This window comes from Achromobacter sp. SD115 (assembly GCF_017355315.1).
GTDB lineage: Bacteria > Pseudomonadota > Gammaproteobacteria > Burkholderiales > Burkholderiaceae_B > Achromobacter > Achromobacter xylosoxidans_B.
The window spans coordinates 26,558-44,267 of record NZ_JADIJM010000014.1; the positions used below are offsets into that span (position 1 = coordinate 26,558).

The following is a 17,710-nucleotide window of genomic DNA, read 5'->3' on the forward strand; positions in this document are numbered from 1 at the left end:
AACAGGTTGCTAGCCTGTTGGCAGACTACGCAAGAATGCTGGTCAGTTTGCAGGGAACGCACCGCGGCGGGTCTAAACCGCATCCGGCGCGCGGCTTCATGCGACAAGGGCCGCTATCGCAGCGGCCCTTGTCTGTACAGCTTTTCAGTGCGGCGCTGGTGTCAGCCGCCGCCCACGGCCACGACGATCTCGATCTGGTCGCCGTCCGTCAGCGCGGTCTGCTCATGTTGGCTCTTGGGTACGATTTCGCCATTGCGTTCCACCGCCACGCGCTTGCCGGCATAGCCCAGGGCCTCCAGCAGTTCGTTCACGGTCGTGTCCAGGGGGAACTCCCGTGCGTCTCCGTTCAGGGTGATGTGCATGCAGGTCTCCTCAGTTATCGCGCATAGCCGTCGGTGGCGGCGATCAGCCGCGCCAACGTGCCGGGTTCGTCAAACGCATGGCCCGCGTCCGGGACCAGGTGGAATTCGGCCTCGGGCCAGGCGCGGTGCAGATCCCAGGCGGTGCGCGCCGGCGTGCAGACGTCGTAGCGGCCCTGCACGATGGTGCCGGGTATACCGCGCAGCTTATGCGCGTCGCGAAGCAATTGGCCTTCTTCCATGAAGCCGCGGTTCACGAAGTAGTGGTTCTCGATGCGGGCGAAAGCCAGCGCGGCGCGGTCGGCGGCATGGCTTTGCTGATGGCGCGGGCTGGGCAGCAGCGTGATGGTGCTGTCTTCCCATTTGCTCCAGGCCTTGGCCGCGCGCAACTGCTCCGCCGGATCGTCGCCGGTCAGACGCTTGTGATATGCCGCCACCAGATCGCCGCGCTCGTTTTCCGGAATCGGCGCCAGGTACTCTTCCCAGCGGTCGGGGAACAGCCACGACGCGCCTTCCTGATAGAACCAGTGGATCTCCGAGCGGCGCAGGCTGAAGATGCCGCGCAGCACCAGCTCGCTGACGTGGGACACGTGCGTTTCCGCATAGGCCAGCGCCAGCGTCGACCCCCAGGAGCCGCCGAACACCAGCCATTTTTCCGCGCCCATGACCTCGGAGCGCAGGCGCTCGATGTCGGACACCAGATCCCAGGTCGTGTTGTTCTCCAGGCTGGCATGGGGCAGCGAACGACCGCAGCCGCGTTGATCGAACAGCAGCACGTTATAGCGCTGCGGATCGAACAGCTGGCGATGCACGGGCGAGCAGCCGCTGCCGGGTCCGCCATGCAGAAACACGGCGGGCTTACCCTGAGGATTGCCGCAGAGTTCCCAATAGATCTGGTGGCCGTCGCCAGTGTCCAGCGTGCCTTGGCGGTACGGTTCGATGGGCGGGTATAGCATCAGGCGACTCGCTTGAAGATAAGGTCCCAGACGCCGTGGCCCAGGCGCAGGCCGCGGTTCTCGAATTTGGTCAGAGGGCGGTAATCAGGGCGCGGCGCGTAGCCGTCCGCGGTATTGGCAAGTTGCGGCTCGTTGCCCAGCACTTCCAGCATCTGCACCGCGTAGTCTTCCCAGTCGGTGGCGCAATGGATGTAGCCGCCCGGCGCGATGCGGCTGGCAAGCAGCGAAATGAACGCGGGCTGGATCAGGCGGCGCTTGTGGTGGCGTTTCTTGGGCCACGGATCCGGGAAATAGATATGCACGCCGGCCAGCGAGTCCGGGGCGATCATGTCGCGCACCACTTCCACCGCGTCGTGCTGGATGATGCGCAGGTTCGGAATGCTGGAGTCTTCAATGCGGCGCAGCAACGAGCCGACGCCGGCGTTGAACACCTCCACGCCCAGGAAGTTGTCGCCCGGACGCGCCAGCGCGATCTTCTCGGTGGTCTCGCCCATGCCGAAGCCGATCTCCAGCACCGTCGGCGCCTGCCGGCCGAAGGCGGCGGCGGGATCCAGGCGGCGCGGCGCATACGCGATGGACCACTGGCCCATCAGGCGCTCGAGCGCGGCCAACTGGCCCTGGGTGATGTGGCCGCGGCGATGCACAAAGCTGCGGATATGGGTCGCGCCGGGGCTGTTGGGGGCGTGCGCGGTACTGGCCAGCGCCGCTTGGGTTTCCGGGGAAACGGCGGCCGGCGCGGCCTCGCCGCCAGGCGTTGCGGGGGTGCTTGCGGCAGCCGGGGCCGGGGCGGTCGCAGGGTTGTTTTCGGGGGTGTTCGTATTCATAGCCCGGATTGTAGTGGCAGGTCCGGCGCGCCGCTGTCGTCCGGATGCACTAAATTGGGGACGTATTTAATCCGTGCAGGTCGAGGCCCTCCGGAGTACGGCGGCGGCAGGCATCCGGCAATGAAAAAAGGCGCGCTATAATCGCCGCCTCTGCTTCGGCTTTGCGCCGAGGGCACGACACCCGAGCGGGTGTAGTTCAATGGTAGAACGGCGGCTTCCCAAGCCTCAAGCGTGGGTTCGATTCCCATCACCCGCTCCACTGCATAAATCCACTCTGAGCTGTGTATGTGTTGTCCTGAATGTTGTCCAAACTTTCGGGCAGCGCGGCTTTCGGATTGTTGCTCGGCGCTTGGTTTCTTTGAGATCGCATCTGGTTCCTGACCCAATCTCAGGCGCTGGAGCATGGCGCTCAAGGCGGCTGCGTGGCTGGATGTGAGCGGACATCAACTTTGCGCCAGGCAGCATAAACATTAGGCGGCGTTCGTTGCTAATGCCCTGTGCTAGATGCGTCTTTCTGGGCTAGTTGTCCGCGAGATGAAAAGCTCCAGCCATCTGATCTTGTTCACGCGCTGGAAGTCCCAGCTCTCTGGCTAGCGTTCGCCACTGGCGGACAATCCCTTGGAACTCGTCGATGATTTCGTCGGCCTCATCCAGACTCAATCGGAAATATGCAGCGACTTCGCGAGCGAGCTCCAGATCTAGGGCATTGTCCGCTTCAGTGATGTTGAGCTTCAGGCCGTCCGCAATGGGCACTGGGTTCATGTCATATGCCTCCGAGAGGCGCCAACCCGATCCGGGTACCAGGATGAAGCCGTGATTTCTCAGGTGATCATCCGTGTTGGAGACAAGAATGTTGAAGACGATTCTCGACCATAGTTCGCGAAGATCGGCATTGGTTTGCGAGCCATGCCTGATCAGCACCTCGGCCAGTTCCAGGTAGCTGACACCCGTCGAGGCGTCATCACCATCAACATGGCCGGTCATGGTCATGGCTGAGGCAAAGTGCAGGCGTTTCCCATCATCGGTGCGATCAAACCGTCGAACCATGAAGCAGTGGTAGTCGCTGGCAAATTTTCGCGCTTCGGCAGCAGCAACATTCAGTCCGCAACCAACAGCTAAGGCGTTGACGACCATTTCCCAGCCACCGATGTCGTAGTCATCACGCGAGCTCGGGAACTTGGCGATGTACAGATGTCCCTGTTCATCGGCCACGCTCGCCTTGGGCCTGGCGCCGCCAAGGGAGCCACCCGGAGCGATAAGCATCCTGAGCCACTGCTGGCCCTGCTGAGACACGTTGTTTGGATCTTCTTCCAGTGCTCGACTTGCTCGCTCCAAGGCCCGAATCTCGCTAAAGGGTGGGGCGGCGAGCCCATTGGAATTATCGAGGAATTCTCCTTGATCTTCTCGCTTGTAGCGCAAAGCACCCACGCGATAGAGGTCGTGTACGCCCAGTAAGTAGTCCGTCTCGTACAGCCGTGTACCAACCGGTTTGGCACCTGCGCGGATATCGCGTTCGAGGCGGCGATCCATGAGCAGACGGCCCCAGCGATCGGGGCTGGAATCGGAAAATACGCCGAACCGGTCTTGAGGTGCGGACGGATACTGTGGACCTTCGAAGAGAAAAATCTTTGGGTCGAGTACTAGTTGGCCAATGACGGGGTCGGCTAGCGCTGCAGGGTCGTACTGAAACTCAAATGTCTCGTGCGCGCGCGTCCTGCGGGAGTTCAGGAAGCCCAAGCGCCGAGGTTGCTGTAGGCCTTCCCAATCTGCGTACACTGCGATCATCGTCATTTCTTCTCGCCCTTGTCGCGTTTCTTAGTAGAAGGCTTCAAGAGTGAGGCAAGGCTTGTCGAAGTGGTTGCAGAGGGCTTGGCAGATGCGATTGTTGGGTCGACGTAGGCCATCACCTGCCCGTCAGTTTTGTGCGTCTGCGGGTTGCTGGATTTCGTGCGTGAACGAGATTTCCAGCCCCCCCCATTCTTGCTGGTCTTGGGTGGAACCTGCTTAAGAACGCTGGCCTTTACCAGGCGGGAGTCCTGAAGCCGGCGACCAAGCTCATCCTCGGCTGCGAGCAAGGCGAGGTCTCGTTCGATGCCAAGCACCTGCATCACTGAAAGATAGGCGCCCATGGTTACTCCCGCTCCCCCCGATTCCAGAGAGCGCAGTGTCATTGGCGACATTCCGGCGCGCTCTGCCACTTGCTTGGCCGTGATCTTGCGGCGTAGACGCGCAAGCTTGAGCCGCTCCCCAAATTCAGCAAGGAGCTTCTCCGTCGTGGGCATGAGTGGGGCGGTCTTCTTTGCCATGACGCTAATATTCCTGCGTTTTCACATAGAAAGAGTAAGAATATTAGCGCTTCAAGGTGAGTGGGTCCACTAGCTTGGCGCGAGTTTCTGCTGTTTTTGCACACCAATAATGCCAATATTTCATCCATTTTGGCTGAATAGTGTAAGAATATTGGCACTCTTGTTCTTCGGGCGCAGAGGCCGCTCGCGCTATCCGAAAACCGCAGTTCCGCGCGACATCCAATTCCTCTTTTTGAGATGTAGTTCCCTCAGGATGGAACTTGCCACGCTTGCGAATCAAAGATGGTCTAGCGGCAACGCCGTGGTGTACTTGAGTTCCTCCATGGCAAAACTCGAACTGACGTCAAACAGTTCAGCGACCTGGATGAGCTTCTTGTAGACGAAATCGAACCCCGCGATATCGGGCACCACCACCTTGAGCAGGTAGTCGGTGTCGCCGGTCATCCGATAGAACTCCATGACCTCCGGCATATCCTTGACGCCGAGCGAGAATTTTTCAAGCCAATTGAGGTCATGGCGATTCGTCTTTATCGAGACGAATACCGTCACACCCAGCCCCGCCTTGTTGTTGTCCAACAGGCAAACCTGGCGGCGAATCAGGCCGGACGCCTGCAAGTGCTGAATCCGCTTCCAGCACGCGGTCGGCGACAGGTGGACCTGTTCCGCGATTTCATTGTTCGAGAGGCGCGCATCTGTCTGAAGCAACGCGAGGATGCACCGATCTTTCTTGTCCATGGCTCACTCAACTTACCCTCACTCTTGCGCGGCAAGCATATCCAGGATGCCGGTGCTGCCGCGCGGTTCGGAGGCCAAACCTGAGGCCGATGTTATAGATCGCCCCGGCTTGGGGCGATACAATTCATCGAGCCAAACCTACAAGAAATTTTATATTTGAGCCGGCAAGCAGGAGGCGCGATGCAAGAGGTGGACCTTACTCTCACGCAGACTTTTTTCCTCGTCGCACAGGAGGGGACCTATTCCGCCGCGGCGCGCCGGCTGAACATCACCTACCAGTCGGTGGCCAATCACATCCGGCGCCTCGAGCAGCGCGTCGGCGAGAAGCTGGTGATCGCTGGGCGCGGCGCCAAGTCGATCAAGCTCACGCCGCGCGGCACCAGCCTTTACCGGCTGCTGGCGCCGGAATTCGATGTCATGCTGACGCGCCTGGGCAGCCTGATCGATAAGGAGCGGCCGGTCATCCGTATCGGTATGCCGCACGCCATCTTTTACTACCTGCTGCCGCCGGTGCTGACGAAGTTTCGGCGGATGTATCCCAACGTCGAGATCGTCGGCTACGAAAAGGACGTCTCCCTGCCGGAACTGATCCGCAACGGCTCGCTGGATGTCTGTTTGAGCGAACGCTATTTTGGCGACGCCGTGATTCCGCAGCGCGTGATCTGCGACTATCAGCCGGCGCTGGCGTTCCCGTCGAGCTGGCCCGCGCCAGCCGATGAAAAGGCGGTTCCGGAATGGGCGCTTGGACGGCCGCTGGTGACATATGAACCCGGCCAGATGCTCCGCAATATCGCACTGGACTATTTGTCGGTCGGAAACGAGCAGCCCAAGGTCGCGGTGTCCACCTCGACCAGCATGAGCGTCAAGCGTTGCGTCGATGAAGGCTTGGGATTCGCATTGCTGCCCACCTGGTGCATCGACGAGTCGGATCGGCGCTTGAACTGCATCGCGCTTCCCAACGCGCCGAGGATTCCCATTTATTTCGGCGAAGCCATGTTCCTGAAATCGAATCCGTTCGTCCGTACGCTGCACAAGCTTTGCCTGGAGATTTTTCCCACCACCATCGAAGAGCGCGCGGGCCGGTGGAGCTCCCTCAACGCAAGCAGGCCGAAACGCGCGCGCTCCGCCGTCCGAAGCTGAGGCTTTTCATCCGTGCCGGGCCTTACCCGGCATAGCCAGTCCGCCCGCGTCAGATTGTCAGGATTCGGCGGTGATTATTTTTCTCTTTTTGCCTCCGGAAGGGGTAGAAAATCGAAGAGTTTTCACCCATTCTCCTCATAGACTTGATCACGTCATCAGTGGTCATCGACTTCCCGTGGAAGCGCTGGCCGTGCATCCACGGAGATTGAAGTTCATGAGGGAAAGCACTCAACTCGTCAGCGCAGGCCGGCATCCGGAACGTTTTGGTGGCCTGGTGAATACCCCCATCTGCAGGGCATCGACGATACTCGCGGGGAGCATGGCGGAATGGGAAGGCATGAAGCGCGCTCGCGCCGCGCAAGAGCCGGGCGCGACCACCTATGGCCGCTATGGAACCGCCACTACCCACGCGTTCGAGGAGGCCATGGCCGCCCTGGAAGGCGGCCACCGCTCGCTGGTCTTTCCCTCGGGCCTGGCGGCCATTGCCACGGCACTTACCGCATTGCTCAAGGCCGGCGACCATATCCTGGTGTCATATAGCGCCTATTCCCCGACCCGCTCTTTCCTCGATCGCGTGCTTAGCCGTTTCGGGGTGGACGTACAGGTCTACGACCCTGCTTGCGGCAAGAGTATTGAATCGCTCATGCGGCCCAATACACGCGTCGTATTTGTCGAATCGCCGGGTTCCGAAACACTCGAAATCCAGGACATTCCTGCCATCGCGGCAGTCGCGCACGCGCACGGCGCCTTCGTCGTCATGGACAATACCTGGGCCACGCCCTTGTTCTTCAAGGCCTTCGAGCATGGCGTCGATGTGTCCATCCACGCCGCGACCAAGTACATCGTAGGCCATTCGGATGCCATGCTAGGCGTGGTGACCTGCAACCAAGCCACCTGGCCCAAGGTCAAGGAGACGACACAGGAGATGGGCCAGACGGCCAGCCCCGACGATATCTTCCTGGCGCTGCGCGGTCTGCGCACCTTGGGCGTGCGGCTGCAAAAGCATATGGCGTCGGGAATCCGCGTGGCCCAATGGCTGGAGCAGCAGGCCGAGGTCGAGGCCGTGGTGCATCCAGCGCTGCCGTCGCATCCGGGTCACGCCATCTGGAAGCGCGATTTCAAAGGGGCGAGCGGCCTATTCACAGTGGTCCTGCGCGCAAGCGATGACGAATCAGTGACCGCCTTTGTCGATACGCTGCATCATTTCGGAATCGGTGTGTCCTGGGGTGGATATGAGAGCCTGGCCATACCGTTCAGTCCGGGTAAGCACCACGGCGATCGCTGGCCTCACAAGGGCAAGGCTGTACGCATGCATGTGGGGCTGGAGGATCCGGAAGACCTGATCGCCGACCTGAAACAGGGTTTGGCTGCGATGGTTGCCTGCCAGGAGGCGCAGCAGCAAGATAATCGGAAAGAAGTCGCCCGCTCGGCTTGAGCCTCACCCATTTTTGACTCGGCCATTATTGGAGATATACATGAGCAAGATGAAGATCACCGGGTCCTTCGTGGCCCTGATTACCCCGTTCAACAAGGACGGCAGCCCCGATTACGAAGCTTTCCGCGAGCTGCTGAAATTCCAGGAAGACAACGGCACCAGCGCCGTGCTCATCATGGGGTCCACGGGCGAGGTTTCCATGCTGTCGCAAAAAGAGCGTCAGGACATCATCGTGGAAACCGCGAAGATGAAGACCGGCAAGATGAAACTCTTCTATGGCTGCACCGGCAACAACACCGAGGCGACCATGGATTACCTGCGCTTTGCGAAGGCCAACGGCGCGGATGGCGCCATCCTGGCCGCGCCCGCCTACATCTGCGCCTCCGAATCGGACATCGAAAGCTATTTCCTCGAAATCGCCGACGCCACCGACCTGCCGCTGGGCATCTACAACAATCCGCCGCGCGTCAAGAGCGACCTGCACTGGGACCAGCTGCTGCGCATCTTCAAGCACCCGAACTACGTGGTCCACAAGGAATCCACCACGCGCGTGGGCCAGGTGGCGCAGGTGCTGTATGGCGCGCCTGACGTATCCGTGATGTGCTGCGATTCGCCCAACCTGGGCCTGGTCGTGCCGACGATGAGCCTGGGCGGCCATGGCACGGCCAATATGACCGGCAATATTGCGCCGGCAGAGTTGACCGAGATTTCCCAGCCCTGGACGTCGCCCGAGGTCAGCTTCAGCTTCCGCGAGTCCTATTTGCGCAATCTGCAATTGCTGCACTACTCGTACTCGGCCATCAACCCGGTCGCCATCAAATCATTGATGAAGGCCGTGGGCCTGCCTGCCGGCGAACTGCGCAAGCCGCTGCGCGCACTGGAAGGAGAGCCCTTGCTCAAGGGCCTGCGCGCGGTCAAGGCGCTGGGCCTCGACAAGAAGTACGGCTGGAATTCGCTGCAGCTGAAGGCCGCGTGATCCGTTGCTGGACGAGTCCGGAAAGGACCTGCGTCGGAAGATTGTCCGCCCTGCGGCTTCTTGCTGACGGAACGCCTTTCCGGCCATTTGATGGCATGGCTCGGGCTGCGCCTTTGCAATAGGAAACGCTATGGATTTGGGAATTCGAGGCCGCCACGCGCTGGTTTTCGGCGGCAGCAAGGGAATGGGCCGCGCCTGCGCCCATCAGTTGGCGAGCGAAGGCGTCAACGTGACCATCGCGGCGCGCACGGAAAGCACGCTGGCCAAGGCAGCTGATGAAATTGCGGCAGCCACGGGAACCCGGGTCCGCTATGCGGTCGCCAATATCGCCACGGATGAAGGGCGGGAGGCAGCGCTTGCGGTGTGCCCCGCGCCCGATATCCTGGTCAACAATGCGGACGGGGCGCCGCCCGGTGATTTTCGCCAGTGGACCCAGTCTGATTGGCATGCAGCCCTTGATGCCATGGCCCTCGGGCCGATCGACATGATCCGGCGGGTCGTTGACGGCATGATGGAACGCCGCTTCGGCCGCATTGTGAATATCGTTTCTCGCAGCGTCAAAACGCCGCAGCTTGAACTCGGGCTTTCCAACGGTGCGCGCTCCTGCCTGGTGGGTTTTGTTGCGGGCCTGGCCCGCCAGACGGTGCGGCACAACGTCACCATCAACAACCTGCTTCCGGGCGTCTTCGCCACTGATGCGCAGCGGCATCACATAGAAGGAATGCTGGAGCCAGGCGGCAAGAGTTTTGAACAGTTGTGGACGGAGCGCGGATCCAACAATCCTGCCGGACGCTACGGTGAGCCCGAGGAATTGGGCGCGCTTTGCGCATACATCTGTGCGGCCCAATCCGGCTATATATGCGGACAGAATATCTTAATAGACGGCGCCGCCTATCCAGGCACCTACTGATTCGCCTACGATCATCCCCGCTTTCCACACCCCCTCCTTCATGGATTGCGGGTCCGGGGAGGGGAGCGGTACTCGTTGCCCAACCATTTTCAATGAGATCGTTCGTCATGCGTAATACCCCATTTCGTTCTCGCCGCTTTTGCATGAAAGGTATTGCGGCTGTTGTCGGTGGCTTGGCCGTGCTGGGTTCGGTACAGGCGCAGTCGAAGCCGGACGCTTCCTATCCCAGCCGCCCGATCACCATCGTGGTGCCGCATCCTCCTGGCGGTTCCGTCGACGGCCTCGCCCGCATATTTGCCGTGAAGCTCGGCGAGGAGCTGAAGCAATCGGTCATCATCGACAACAGGGCGGGGGCGTCCGGGATGGTGGGTGCAGGCGTGGTCGCGCGTGCGGGGCCGGATGGCTATACGCTGTACCTGAATGCTTCGATCCACAACATCAACCCGTTGCTTTATGGGAAGAAGATGACCTTCGATGCAGTGAAGGACTTCACTCCCATCAGCGGTCTCGCCCAGGGCGCACTGATATTCAGCGTGAATAACGATGTCCCTGCGAAGACCGTGCAGGAATTCGTCGGCGCGTTGAAGGCAGCCCCCAATAAATACAATTTCGCAACCACGGGCTTTGGCTCGGCGGGGCACCTCGCCATCGCGCAGTTCGCATATGAAGCCGGTCTTTCAGATCTGCAGATCCCGATCGTGCTCTACAAGGGCGGCGGCCCTGCCTTGACCGATTTGATTGGCGGGCAAGTTCACGCTTTGGCCGATCCGATGCTCTCCTCGCTGCCCATGGTCAAGTCAGGCAAGATACGCGCGTTGGCGGTAACCGGCGACAAGCGCAGCCCCTTGCTCCCGGACGTACCGACGATGCGTGAAGCCGGGCTGAAGAATTTCGAGTTTTATTCCTGGTATGGCTTGTGGGCGCCCGCCAAGCTGCCGGAGCCGATACTCAAGAAGCTGGAGGTCGCCACGCAGAAAATCATGACTTCCGCCAGCATGAAGGAGCAGCTCGACAACCTCGGCTTTGAAAGCTCCTACAGGAACAGCGCGGACTTCGCGCAGTACATCCAAGCCGAGACGGCCAAATACAGCGCCATCATCAAGCAGGCCAATATCACCGCGGACTGAGGCTATTTCCCATGAACCGGAGCGCCCCATCGAGGGGCGCTCTGAGCGCTGGTCCAACGCCGCGTCCGGCCTTGGACCAGATGGCTATGCGGCGCGATCCGATTTGACGATTGCCGGTATCTCCAGAGCCCGGACCAAAGGCGCGGCTTCTTCCCAACGCATTACCTCGACCAGCGCGGACTGGGCGCTGCTTCCCTGAGTCAAGCGGGAAGTGCCCACGTCGATGGTCAGCACGTTGGGGTTGCCGTGTATCTCCAGATTCGCGTCGGCAGCGTCAAACCATGCTCCCGTAGGCAGGGCCACCACGCCAGGCTTGAGGTCGGCGTCGATAACCGCGGTTGCAAGGCACGCGCCACGGTCGTTGTAGACCTTGACGAGATCATGTTGGCCGATGCGCCGCGCTTGCGCATCCGACGGCGAGATGCGCAGCGCTTCCCGGCCATTGATCTTGAGATCCACCGATGTCTTGCCGCCATCCATTTGGGAATGGAGCTTGCCCGCGGGCTGCGGGGTGAGCAGGTGCAGCGGCCACCGGGCTGCCTTGGGTGATCCAAGCCATTCGTCCGGCGTCAGCCAGCAGGGGTGGGGCGGACAGTCGGCATAACCGAATCCGGCGATTTTCTCGGAATACAGCTCGATGCGACCCGACGGCGTACGCAGCGGGTTTGCCCCGGGATCGCGACGGAACTCTTCGAACAGCACAAATGGTCTTTCAGGCTCGGGTATGTCCACGAAGCCCCGGCTCCAGAAAGCGTCGAACTCAGGGGCCATATAGCCACTGCCGCGCCATTCCTCAGCCATGGCTTCGTAGATATGCCGCACCCACTCCATCTCGCCACGGCCTTCGGTAAAACCATTTTCATAGCCGCCCAGCGCCGCCAGTTCCCGGTATATGTCGAAGTCATTGCGGCTGGAGCCGATCGGCGCCAGGGCCTGGTGCATGGCGAATACGTGGCGATCGCGGGTCGATCCGCCGATGTCATTTCTTTCCAGCGTGGTGGTCGCCGGCAGCACGATGTCCGAGCGGCGCGCCATGGGTGTCCACCAAATCTCGTGAGCAACTATCGTTTGCGGCCGGCTCCATGCCCGGCTGAATCGATTCAGGTCCTGCTGATGATGGAAGGGATTGCCGCCGGCCCAGTACACCATCTTGATGTCCGGATAAGTGCCTTCGCGCCCATTGAATTCGTAGCGCTGGCCAGGATGCAGCAGCATGTCGGTGACCCGGGCAACAGGAATCACCGAGCCGGTCGGATTGCGCCCCGATTCCATGGTGGGTCCCGCAATTTCCATGCGCGGGTTTCCGGCGCCATTCATGGAGGCATGCCCAAATGCAAAGCCCCCGCCGGGCAGCCCGATATGCCCCAACGCCGCGGCAAGCGCAATGCTTGCCCAGTACGGCTGTTCGCCGCGATGAGCGCGTTGCAATGACCATGCGCAAGTCAGCATCGTGCGAACGTTGCGTGCCTGGCGCGCGAGCGTGCGGATCGTGTCGGCCGGGACATCGCAGATCGCCTGGGCCCATTCGGGCGTCTTGGGGGTCCCGTCTGTCTTGCCTTCGAGATAGTCGCGCAAGGCCGGAAATCCAACGCAATGGAGCTGGAGGAACTCCTCGTCCTGGATGCCATCGGCGATCAGCGCCTGCATCATGGCCAGCATCAGGGCGGCGTCCGTGTTGGGACGAATGGGAATCCAGCGCGCGCGCATGCCGGCAGGAACATCCCCCCTGGTTGGGCTGATGACCACAAGCTCCATGCCCGCCGCCACCGCCCGTTCGAGCTGCCCGGGCACGGGATGGTCGCCGGCGCCGCCTGACGTGATCTGAGTGTTGCGTAACGGCATGCCGCCGAATGCGATCAATAGCCGCGTATGGCTCGTGACACTGTTCCAGTCTGTCACACGGCCGGTCACCGGCGTATAGGTGCCGATCACATGGGGCAGCAGGAACTGCGCAGTGCCCCAGCTGTAGTTCCCCGCCTGATTCGTAAAGCCGCCGCCGGCATTCAGGAACCGGTGCGTCTGGGTGCGCGCATGGTGCAAGCGGCCCGCCGATGACCAGCCATATGAGCCGCCAAAGATGGCCTCGCTGCCATGCTCCGTCCTCACGCGCTGGAGTTCCGAATGGACCGCTGCAAGGGCTTCGTCCCAACTGACCTCGACGTAGTCGTCACGTCCGCGCTCGCTCCCGTCGCACAAGTGCCGATCGCGCAGCCATCCCTTCCGGATGGCTGGCCGATTCACCCGTAGCGGCGAGTGGACCATGGCAGGCATCGATTGCAGGATGCCCGAGGGCGCGCTGTCATGGGCGAACGGCTCGCAATCGATCAGCCGGCCGCCTTGTGTGACCGCGGTGAAGGCGCCCCAGTGTGAGAGCGAGGGGAAGCGGCGAATCTGTTCAGTCATGATTTGACGAGGTTCTGGCCCGAGGCTCGCGCATTTCAAGCATCGGGACCGATTGCGGATATTCAACGCGCCATTAATGCTAACAACACCGCCGGTGAATTTTTTTTCCATTCGCGCGGATTGGCGTCCGAACAATGAAATAAATTTCACTTCGGCCCCCTTTATTCTTGAATCCGGTCAGGCGTGGCGCCGCCGGGCTCCCCCTTCCGATTTCGCCCAGATATCACGATAGACCAAGACAACCACGTCCATGAAAGTTCTCATCCTCGGAGCCGGCGTAGTCGGTGCCGCAACGGCCTACTATCTTTGCCGCGAAGGCCTCGAAGTCGAAGTCGTAGAGCGCCACTCGGCGGCAGGAATGGAAACAAGCTTCGGCAATGCGGGTGGCTTGTGCCCGAGCTTTGCGGCGCCGTGGGCCGCGCCGGGAATGCCGATCAAGGTATTGAAGATGGCGTTGAAGGCCGATGCTCCGGTGCGCTTTTCGCTTTGGCCGGAATTTGAAAGGCTCCGTTGGACCAGGCGATGGCTGATGGAATGCAATGCGCCGCGATTTCGCATCAACAAACTGCGCATGCAGCGCGTGGCCCACTATAGCCTCGCTTGTCTGAAACAGCTTATGGCCGAAACGCAGATCGCGTTCGATTTTCATGCGGGCGGCGTGTTGCAGCTATTCCAGACCGAAGCGGAGTGCCAGTACGGCAATATTGCCGCCAGCGCGCTGAAGGAATTCGGCATTCCCCACGGTGTGTTGAACGGACGCGATGCGCTGGCGATCGAGCCAGCTTTGCGAGACGCCACCGCCAGGATCGCGGGCGGCCTTCATTTGCCGTCCGATGCCTCTGGTGATAGCCACATTTTCTGCCAGGCATTGACCTCTTGGCTTCAGCGTGCAGGCGTGAAGTTCCGCTTCGATACCGATGTGCGGCGATTGCTGCATGAGGGCGGGCGGGTGGTGGGCGCCGAGTCCTCAGGCGGCATATTGAAGGCCGATGCCACGGTTGTCGCCTTGGGCAACCAGGCTCCGGCATTGCTTGCGCCGCTGGGGATCAAGCTTCCCATCTATCCGCTCAAGGGCTATTCCATTACCGCGCGGGTGACCGATACTGATCAAGCGCCCAATATGTCGGTCATGGATGAACACAATAAGGTAATGATTTCCCGACTGGGCAACAGAATCCGCGCGGCGGGCATGGCCGAACTGGTCGGCCACGACTTGTCATTGAAGGCAGGGCGCAAGGATGTGCTGGTCCGAGCGGTGCGTAGCCTGTTCCCAAATGGCATCGACTACGCGAACGCCACTTTCTGGGCGGGCCTGCGCCCCATGACGCCGGATGGTCCCCCAATACTCGGAATCTCTGGTTGGGACGGGCTGTTTCTCAATAGCGGGCATGGCTCGAACGGCTGGACCCAGGCTTGCGGAACCTCCCGAGTCGTCGCGGATCTGGTGTGCGGTCGCAAGCCTGAAATCGACCTTGAGGGACTCACGATTGAGCGCTTCCGAAGGTAGCATGCCGACTCAATCCAGGACACTCCTGACAGGCATACGCCGATCTACAGGTGGAAATCGCCCGCGGCTTCCGGCTGGTAAAGCACTTTTCTGATCCCGATCCGGCGAGTCCGGTCCGAAATCCTCCAGTCGATGGCATCCCCCTCCTGATAGCCCAGGATGGCGGCGCCGACGTCGGAACAAACGGAGAACTTTCCGGCGCTGCTGTCTGCGTCGTCAGGGTAGACCAGGGCCACTTCCATTTCTTCACCGTCCAGCTGCAGCAAGGCCCGGGAGTTCATCGTGACCACGTTCCGCGCCACCTGCTGCGGCGCGACGACGATGGCTCGCTCAAGTTCATGCTCGAGTTCGACAATAGTCGGCCCTTGCTCGAGCTCTATCAGGCTCTTGAGCCGGGCCTTGTCGATTTCAGTGATGTAGATATCGGTGGAGTCGCCAACGGCGCCCTCGCGCAAGAGCCGGAGATAGCGCCCCGCGGTCATGGAAAACGACTTCAGTGTCGGCGTTTCGCTTTCAAGCAGAAAGCCGGTGCGCAGAAAGGTCTTCAGCGAGCGCGCGTTGTCCGGGTGGATCTTGGCGATGAGCTTCTGGGCCCGCATATCGAGGAAGGCCAGTTTCATGCCTTCGCGGATCGTGCTGGCGCCGAGGTTCCGACCCCAGTTGTCGCAGTCTCCGATGACCAGGACGATCTCGCAGTCCGTGCCGGTCTTGACGAGGCGGACAAAGCCCACCGGGACGTCATGCCGGTCATAGGCCATGAAGAACCGGCCGCCCTGGTTGAACAGATGGGTCAGGATCGGCAGTTGAGTCCGATCGATGGCTTGCTCGATGAAGCGGGAGACATGGCGCGAATCGCTCAGGTAGCAGGTTACGCGCTCATCTTCCAACCAATCCATCAGCGTCAGCGCGTGTGTCCGGGTAATTTCCGGGCACAGCGAAATGAAAGGCTTGTTCATCTTCACCACACTTATTTGTAAAGGATGAAAGCCCTTCATGGCGATGGCCATGACGGTTCTTTCGGCAAACCGCGCATTTTAGGACGGAATGCGGATGGATGCAGGATGATCAGCCTAGCTCCCATACCGCTCCATTTTCCACCGCGCCCGCGGTCCCCGCTGCGTGTACTCGCGCCGGTAATCCGCCGGCGTCAGGCCGAACTTGCGCTTGAAGGCGCGGCGGAAGGCCGCGACATCCAGATAGCCGCAGTCATTGGCAATGTCCTCCACCGAGCGCAGCGTCACCTCCAGCCACATCTGGCTTTTCCGCATCCGTATGTCGGTAAGAAATTCATGAGGCGTGATCGCCAGGTGCAGCCGGAACAGGCGCGCCAGGGTTCTTTCGCTGACGGCCGCATGCTGCGCGGCGTCGCCGATCGTCACCGCTTCCTGTGCATGCGCCAGCAGCCATTGCGCGGCGCGATATAGCGGGCTGTCGCGCGTGAGGCCGCTGACTTTCTCGATCGGCAGCGTCGAGGCGATGAACTGCCGCGCGGGATCGAAGACGAGCTTGTCGCGCGACGCGCCGGCCAGTCCGGCAATCCCGGTGCGTTCCATCAGCTCAAGCACGCAGTCATAGGCCAATGAAGGCGTCCCGGCCAGCAGGATGCGCTCGTTGGCCCAGACAATTGGTTCGTTGGCGATGGCCAGGTCCGGATGGGCGCGGGCGAAGCCCGACTGGTACGCCCACTGCACCGGCGCTTGCATCTTGTCCAGGACGCCTGCCGCCGCAACCAGCCAGACGCCGGTGCCGATAGCGCAGACGTAGCGCTTGTCGGCCACCGCGCTGCGGATTTCGCGCAGCACGGCTTCGTTGGTTGTCACGCTGGCGCGCAGCTGAGGCACCGAGACCGTTTCCAGTGGCGGCACGAAGATGGCGAGCTCCATGGCCAGATCCGGCGCGCCCGGCGGCATGAAGCACAGGTGTTCTGCCTCCGGTTCCCGCGCCGCCATCAAAGGTTCGTAAACGCAGCGCCAGGTCACGACATGCCCGGAGGACTGCCCGCTACGGCTGCGGGCGATGCCGTTCGCGGTGCGGAAAGTATCTATCGCGGCATGGATGGGGCCATTCAGCCTGCCGGCAGGCTGCAGCAGATCCACGTGCAGAGGGTAGTTGTCTGGAGCGGCACCCATGATGTCTGTTTGGAGCGCGGTCTTTCCGCAGAGGATCGAACAAAATCAACACGCAAATATTAGATCAACCGACCCCTCCAAGGAGCCCTACTTGCCTTACGCAACCGCACCCGACGATACCCGCATCTACTACGAAACCTATGGCGACGGCGCGCCGGTCCTGTTCATCCACGGTGGCGGCGGCAACACCCTATGCTGGTACCAGCAAGTGCCATTCTTCGCCGGCACATACAAGGTCATCGTGATGGACCTGAGGGGGTTCAAGAACTCTCCCTGCGCGCCGGAGCGCAACCATCCGCGCCATTACCCCGCGGACGTGCTGGCCATACTGGATCAGGAAGGCATAGGCAAGGTCAACCTTGTGTGCCAGTCGCTGGGCGCATGGGCCGGCCTGCCGCTGGCCGTGAAGCATCCGGAGCGCGTCCAGACGCTGTTCATCAGCGGCTCGCCGACACCCGCCTATTCGCCCGAGACCTGGGAAATCCTGCGCAAGGCCGGCAAGACCTTCGATGACGGTCGCAACGACCTGCGCAGCAAGAGCATAGGCTGGAACCGGAAGAACGTCGACGCCCGGCCCGAGATGCTGCACCTGTATGGCTGCATCAAGGCGCTCAATCCCAAGGGCTTCCTGGCGCTGACCATGCAGGCCGACGACGTCAAGATCCATCCCGCCGAGTTCGAAGGCTACCGCGTGCCGACCTTGATGACGGGCGGCAGCCACGACAATTTCCTTACGCCGGAAAGCCACCATCTGGTCGCGAGGCTGTTGCCCAACAGCCGGGAATACACCTTTGTAGATTCAGGCCATTCTCCGTATTTCGAAACGCCGGACGAATTCAATCGTGTGGTGCTTGAGTTCCTGGATGCGCATAACTAGTTCCTGGTTCCGCAAGGAGGAGACCA

16 protein-coding genes and 1 tRNA gene are annotated in these 17,710 nt (G+C 61.2%); 8 read left to right on the top strand and 9 right to left on the bottom strand.

The genetic code is table 11. The annotated features are described in order from the left end of the window. Nucleotides 1-161: 161 nt before the first annotated feature. The 3 genes from thiS to trmB are packed head-to-tail and all read right to left on the bottom strand — an operon-like array spanning nucleotide 162 to nucleotide 2,139. Nucleotides 162-362 (bottom strand): sulfur carrier protein ThiS, encoded by a 201-nt coding sequence (thiS, locus tag IPU70_RS19590; RefSeq protein ID WP_013396412.1) that lies wholly within the window; start codon nucleotides 360-362, stop codon nucleotides 162-164. 14 nt (nucleotides 363-376) lie between these two features. Then, on the bottom strand, nucleotides 377-1,315 hold the full coding sequence (gene pip, locus IPU70_RS19595) for a prolyl aminopeptidase (RefSeq protein WP_207469510.1): 939 nt from the start codon (nucleotides 1,313-1,315) through the stop codon (nucleotides 377-379). Beyond that, complete coding sequence (gene trmB, locus IPU70_RS19600) at nucleotides 1,315-2,139, bottom strand: tRNA (guanosine(46)-N7)-methyltransferase TrmB (protein ID WP_207469512.1); 825 nt, start codon at nucleotides 2,137-2,139, stop codon at nucleotides 1,315-1,317. The genes pip and trmB overlap by 1 nt, the downstream gene beginning before the upstream one ends. 185 nt (nucleotides 2,140-2,324) lie before the next feature. Between trmB and IPU70_RS19605 the strand changes: the two genes are divergently transcribed. Continuing rightward, nucleotides 2,325-2,398: transfer RNA gene (locus tag IPU70_RS19605), tRNA-Gly, on the top strand. Nucleotides 2,399-2,658: 260 nt separating this feature from the next. On the opposite strand, the gene IPU70_RS19610 is transcribed toward IPU70_RS19605, so the two are convergent. From IPU70_RS19610 to IPU70_RS19620, 3 genes are all read right to left on the bottom strand, one after another. After that, nucleotides 2,659-3,930: a type II toxin-antitoxin system HipA family toxin gene (locus IPU70_RS19610; RefSeq protein ID WP_207469514.1), complete on the bottom strand. Its 1,272-nt coding sequence runs from the start codon at nucleotides 3,928-3,930 to the stop codon at nucleotides 2,659-2,661. Continuing rightward, nucleotides 3,927-4,445 carry a helix-turn-helix domain-containing protein gene (locus tag IPU70_RS19615; RefSeq protein WP_207469516.1) on the bottom strand — a complete coding sequence of 173 codons (519 nt, stop codon included), beginning with the start codon at nucleotides 4,443-4,445 and terminating at the stop codon, nucleotides 3,927-3,929. The genes IPU70_RS19610 and IPU70_RS19615 overlap by 4 nt, the downstream gene beginning before the upstream one ends. Before the next feature lie 276 nt (nucleotides 4,446-4,721). Further along, on the bottom strand, nucleotides 4,722-5,180 hold the full coding sequence (locus IPU70_RS19620) for an Lrp/AsnC family transcriptional regulator (RefSeq protein WP_013396409.1): 459 nt from the start codon (nucleotides 5,178-5,180) through the stop codon (nucleotides 4,722-4,724). Between the two features lie 180 nt (nucleotides 5,181-5,360). On the opposite strand from IPU70_RS19620, the gene IPU70_RS19625 reads away from it, so the two are divergent. The 5 genes from IPU70_RS19625 to IPU70_RS19645 all read left to right on the top strand — a co-directional run bounded on the left by IPU70_RS19625 (nucleotide 5,361) and on the right by IPU70_RS19645 (nucleotide 10,768). Further along, a complete protein-coding gene (locus tag IPU70_RS19625) occupies nucleotides 5,361-6,320 on the top strand; it encodes a LysR family transcriptional regulator (protein WP_207469518.1) in 960 nt (319 codons plus the stop codon). A gap of 214 nt (nucleotides 6,321-6,534) precedes the next feature. Further along, nucleotides 6,535-7,755 (top strand): cystathionine beta-lyase, encoded by a 1,221-nt coding sequence (metC, locus tag IPU70_RS19630; protein WP_207469520.1) that lies wholly within the window; start codon nucleotides 6,535-6,537, stop codon nucleotides 7,753-7,755. Between the two features lie 40 nt (nucleotides 7,756-7,795). Then, the gene (locus IPU70_RS19635; RefSeq protein WP_013396406.1) at nucleotides 7,796-8,731 is read left to right on the top strand and encodes a 4-hydroxy-tetrahydrodipicolinate synthase; all 936 of its coding nucleotides are present in this window, start codon (nucleotides 7,796-7,798) and stop codon (nucleotides 8,729-8,731) included. Between the two features lie 130 nt (nucleotides 8,732-8,861). After that, nucleotides 8,862-9,641, top strand: coding sequence for an SDR family NAD(P)-dependent oxidoreductase (locus tag IPU70_RS19640; RefSeq protein WP_207469522.1), 780 nt, complete (start codon nucleotides 8,862-8,864; stop codon nucleotides 9,639-9,641). A 107-nt stretch (nucleotides 9,642-9,748) separates the two neighbouring features. Continuing rightward, nucleotides 9,749-10,768, top strand: a complete 1,020-nt coding sequence (locus tag IPU70_RS19645; RefSeq protein WP_207469523.1) for a tripartite tricarboxylate transporter substrate binding protein — start codon at nucleotides 9,749-9,751, stop codon at nucleotides 10,766-10,768. Nucleotides 10,769-10,852: 84 nt separating this feature from the next. On the opposite strand, the gene IPU70_RS19650 is transcribed toward IPU70_RS19645, so the two are convergent. After that, on the bottom strand, nucleotides 10,853-13,171 hold the full coding sequence (locus IPU70_RS19650; protein WP_207469734.1) for a molybdopterin-dependent oxidoreductase: 2,319 nt from the start codon (nucleotides 13,169-13,171) through the stop codon (nucleotides 10,853-10,855). A gap of 250 nt (nucleotides 13,172-13,421) precedes the next feature. Between IPU70_RS19650 and IPU70_RS19655 the strand changes: the two genes are divergently transcribed. Further along, the gene (locus tag IPU70_RS19655) at nucleotides 13,422-14,678 is read left to right on the top strand and encodes a D-amino acid dehydrogenase (protein WP_207469524.1); all 1,257 of its coding nucleotides are present in this window, start codon (nucleotides 13,422-13,424) and stop codon (nucleotides 14,676-14,678) included. 44 nt (nucleotides 14,679-14,722) lie between these two features. On the opposite strand, the gene IPU70_RS19660 is transcribed toward IPU70_RS19655, so the two are convergent. Next, nucleotides 14,723-15,685 carry a bifunctional GNAT family N-acetyltransferase/nucleoside diphosphate kinase regulator gene (locus IPU70_RS19660; protein WP_207469525.1) on the bottom strand — a complete coding sequence of 321 codons (963 nt, stop codon included), beginning with the start codon at nucleotides 15,683-15,685 and terminating at the stop codon, nucleotides 14,723-14,725. 63 nt (nucleotides 15,686-15,748) lie between these two features. After that, nucleotides 15,749-16,807, bottom strand: a complete 1,059-nt coding sequence (locus tag IPU70_RS19665; protein ID WP_207469526.1) for a GlxA family transcriptional regulator — start codon at nucleotides 16,805-16,807, stop codon at nucleotides 15,749-15,751. Nucleotides 16,808-16,898: 91 nt separating this feature from the next. On the opposite strand from IPU70_RS19665, the gene IPU70_RS19670 reads away from it, so the two are divergent. After that, nucleotides 16,899-17,684, top strand: coding sequence for an alpha/beta fold hydrolase (locus tag IPU70_RS19670; protein ID WP_207469527.1), 786 nt, complete (start codon nucleotides 16,899-16,901; stop codon nucleotides 17,682-17,684). Nucleotides 17,685-17,710: the final 26 nt, after the last annotated feature.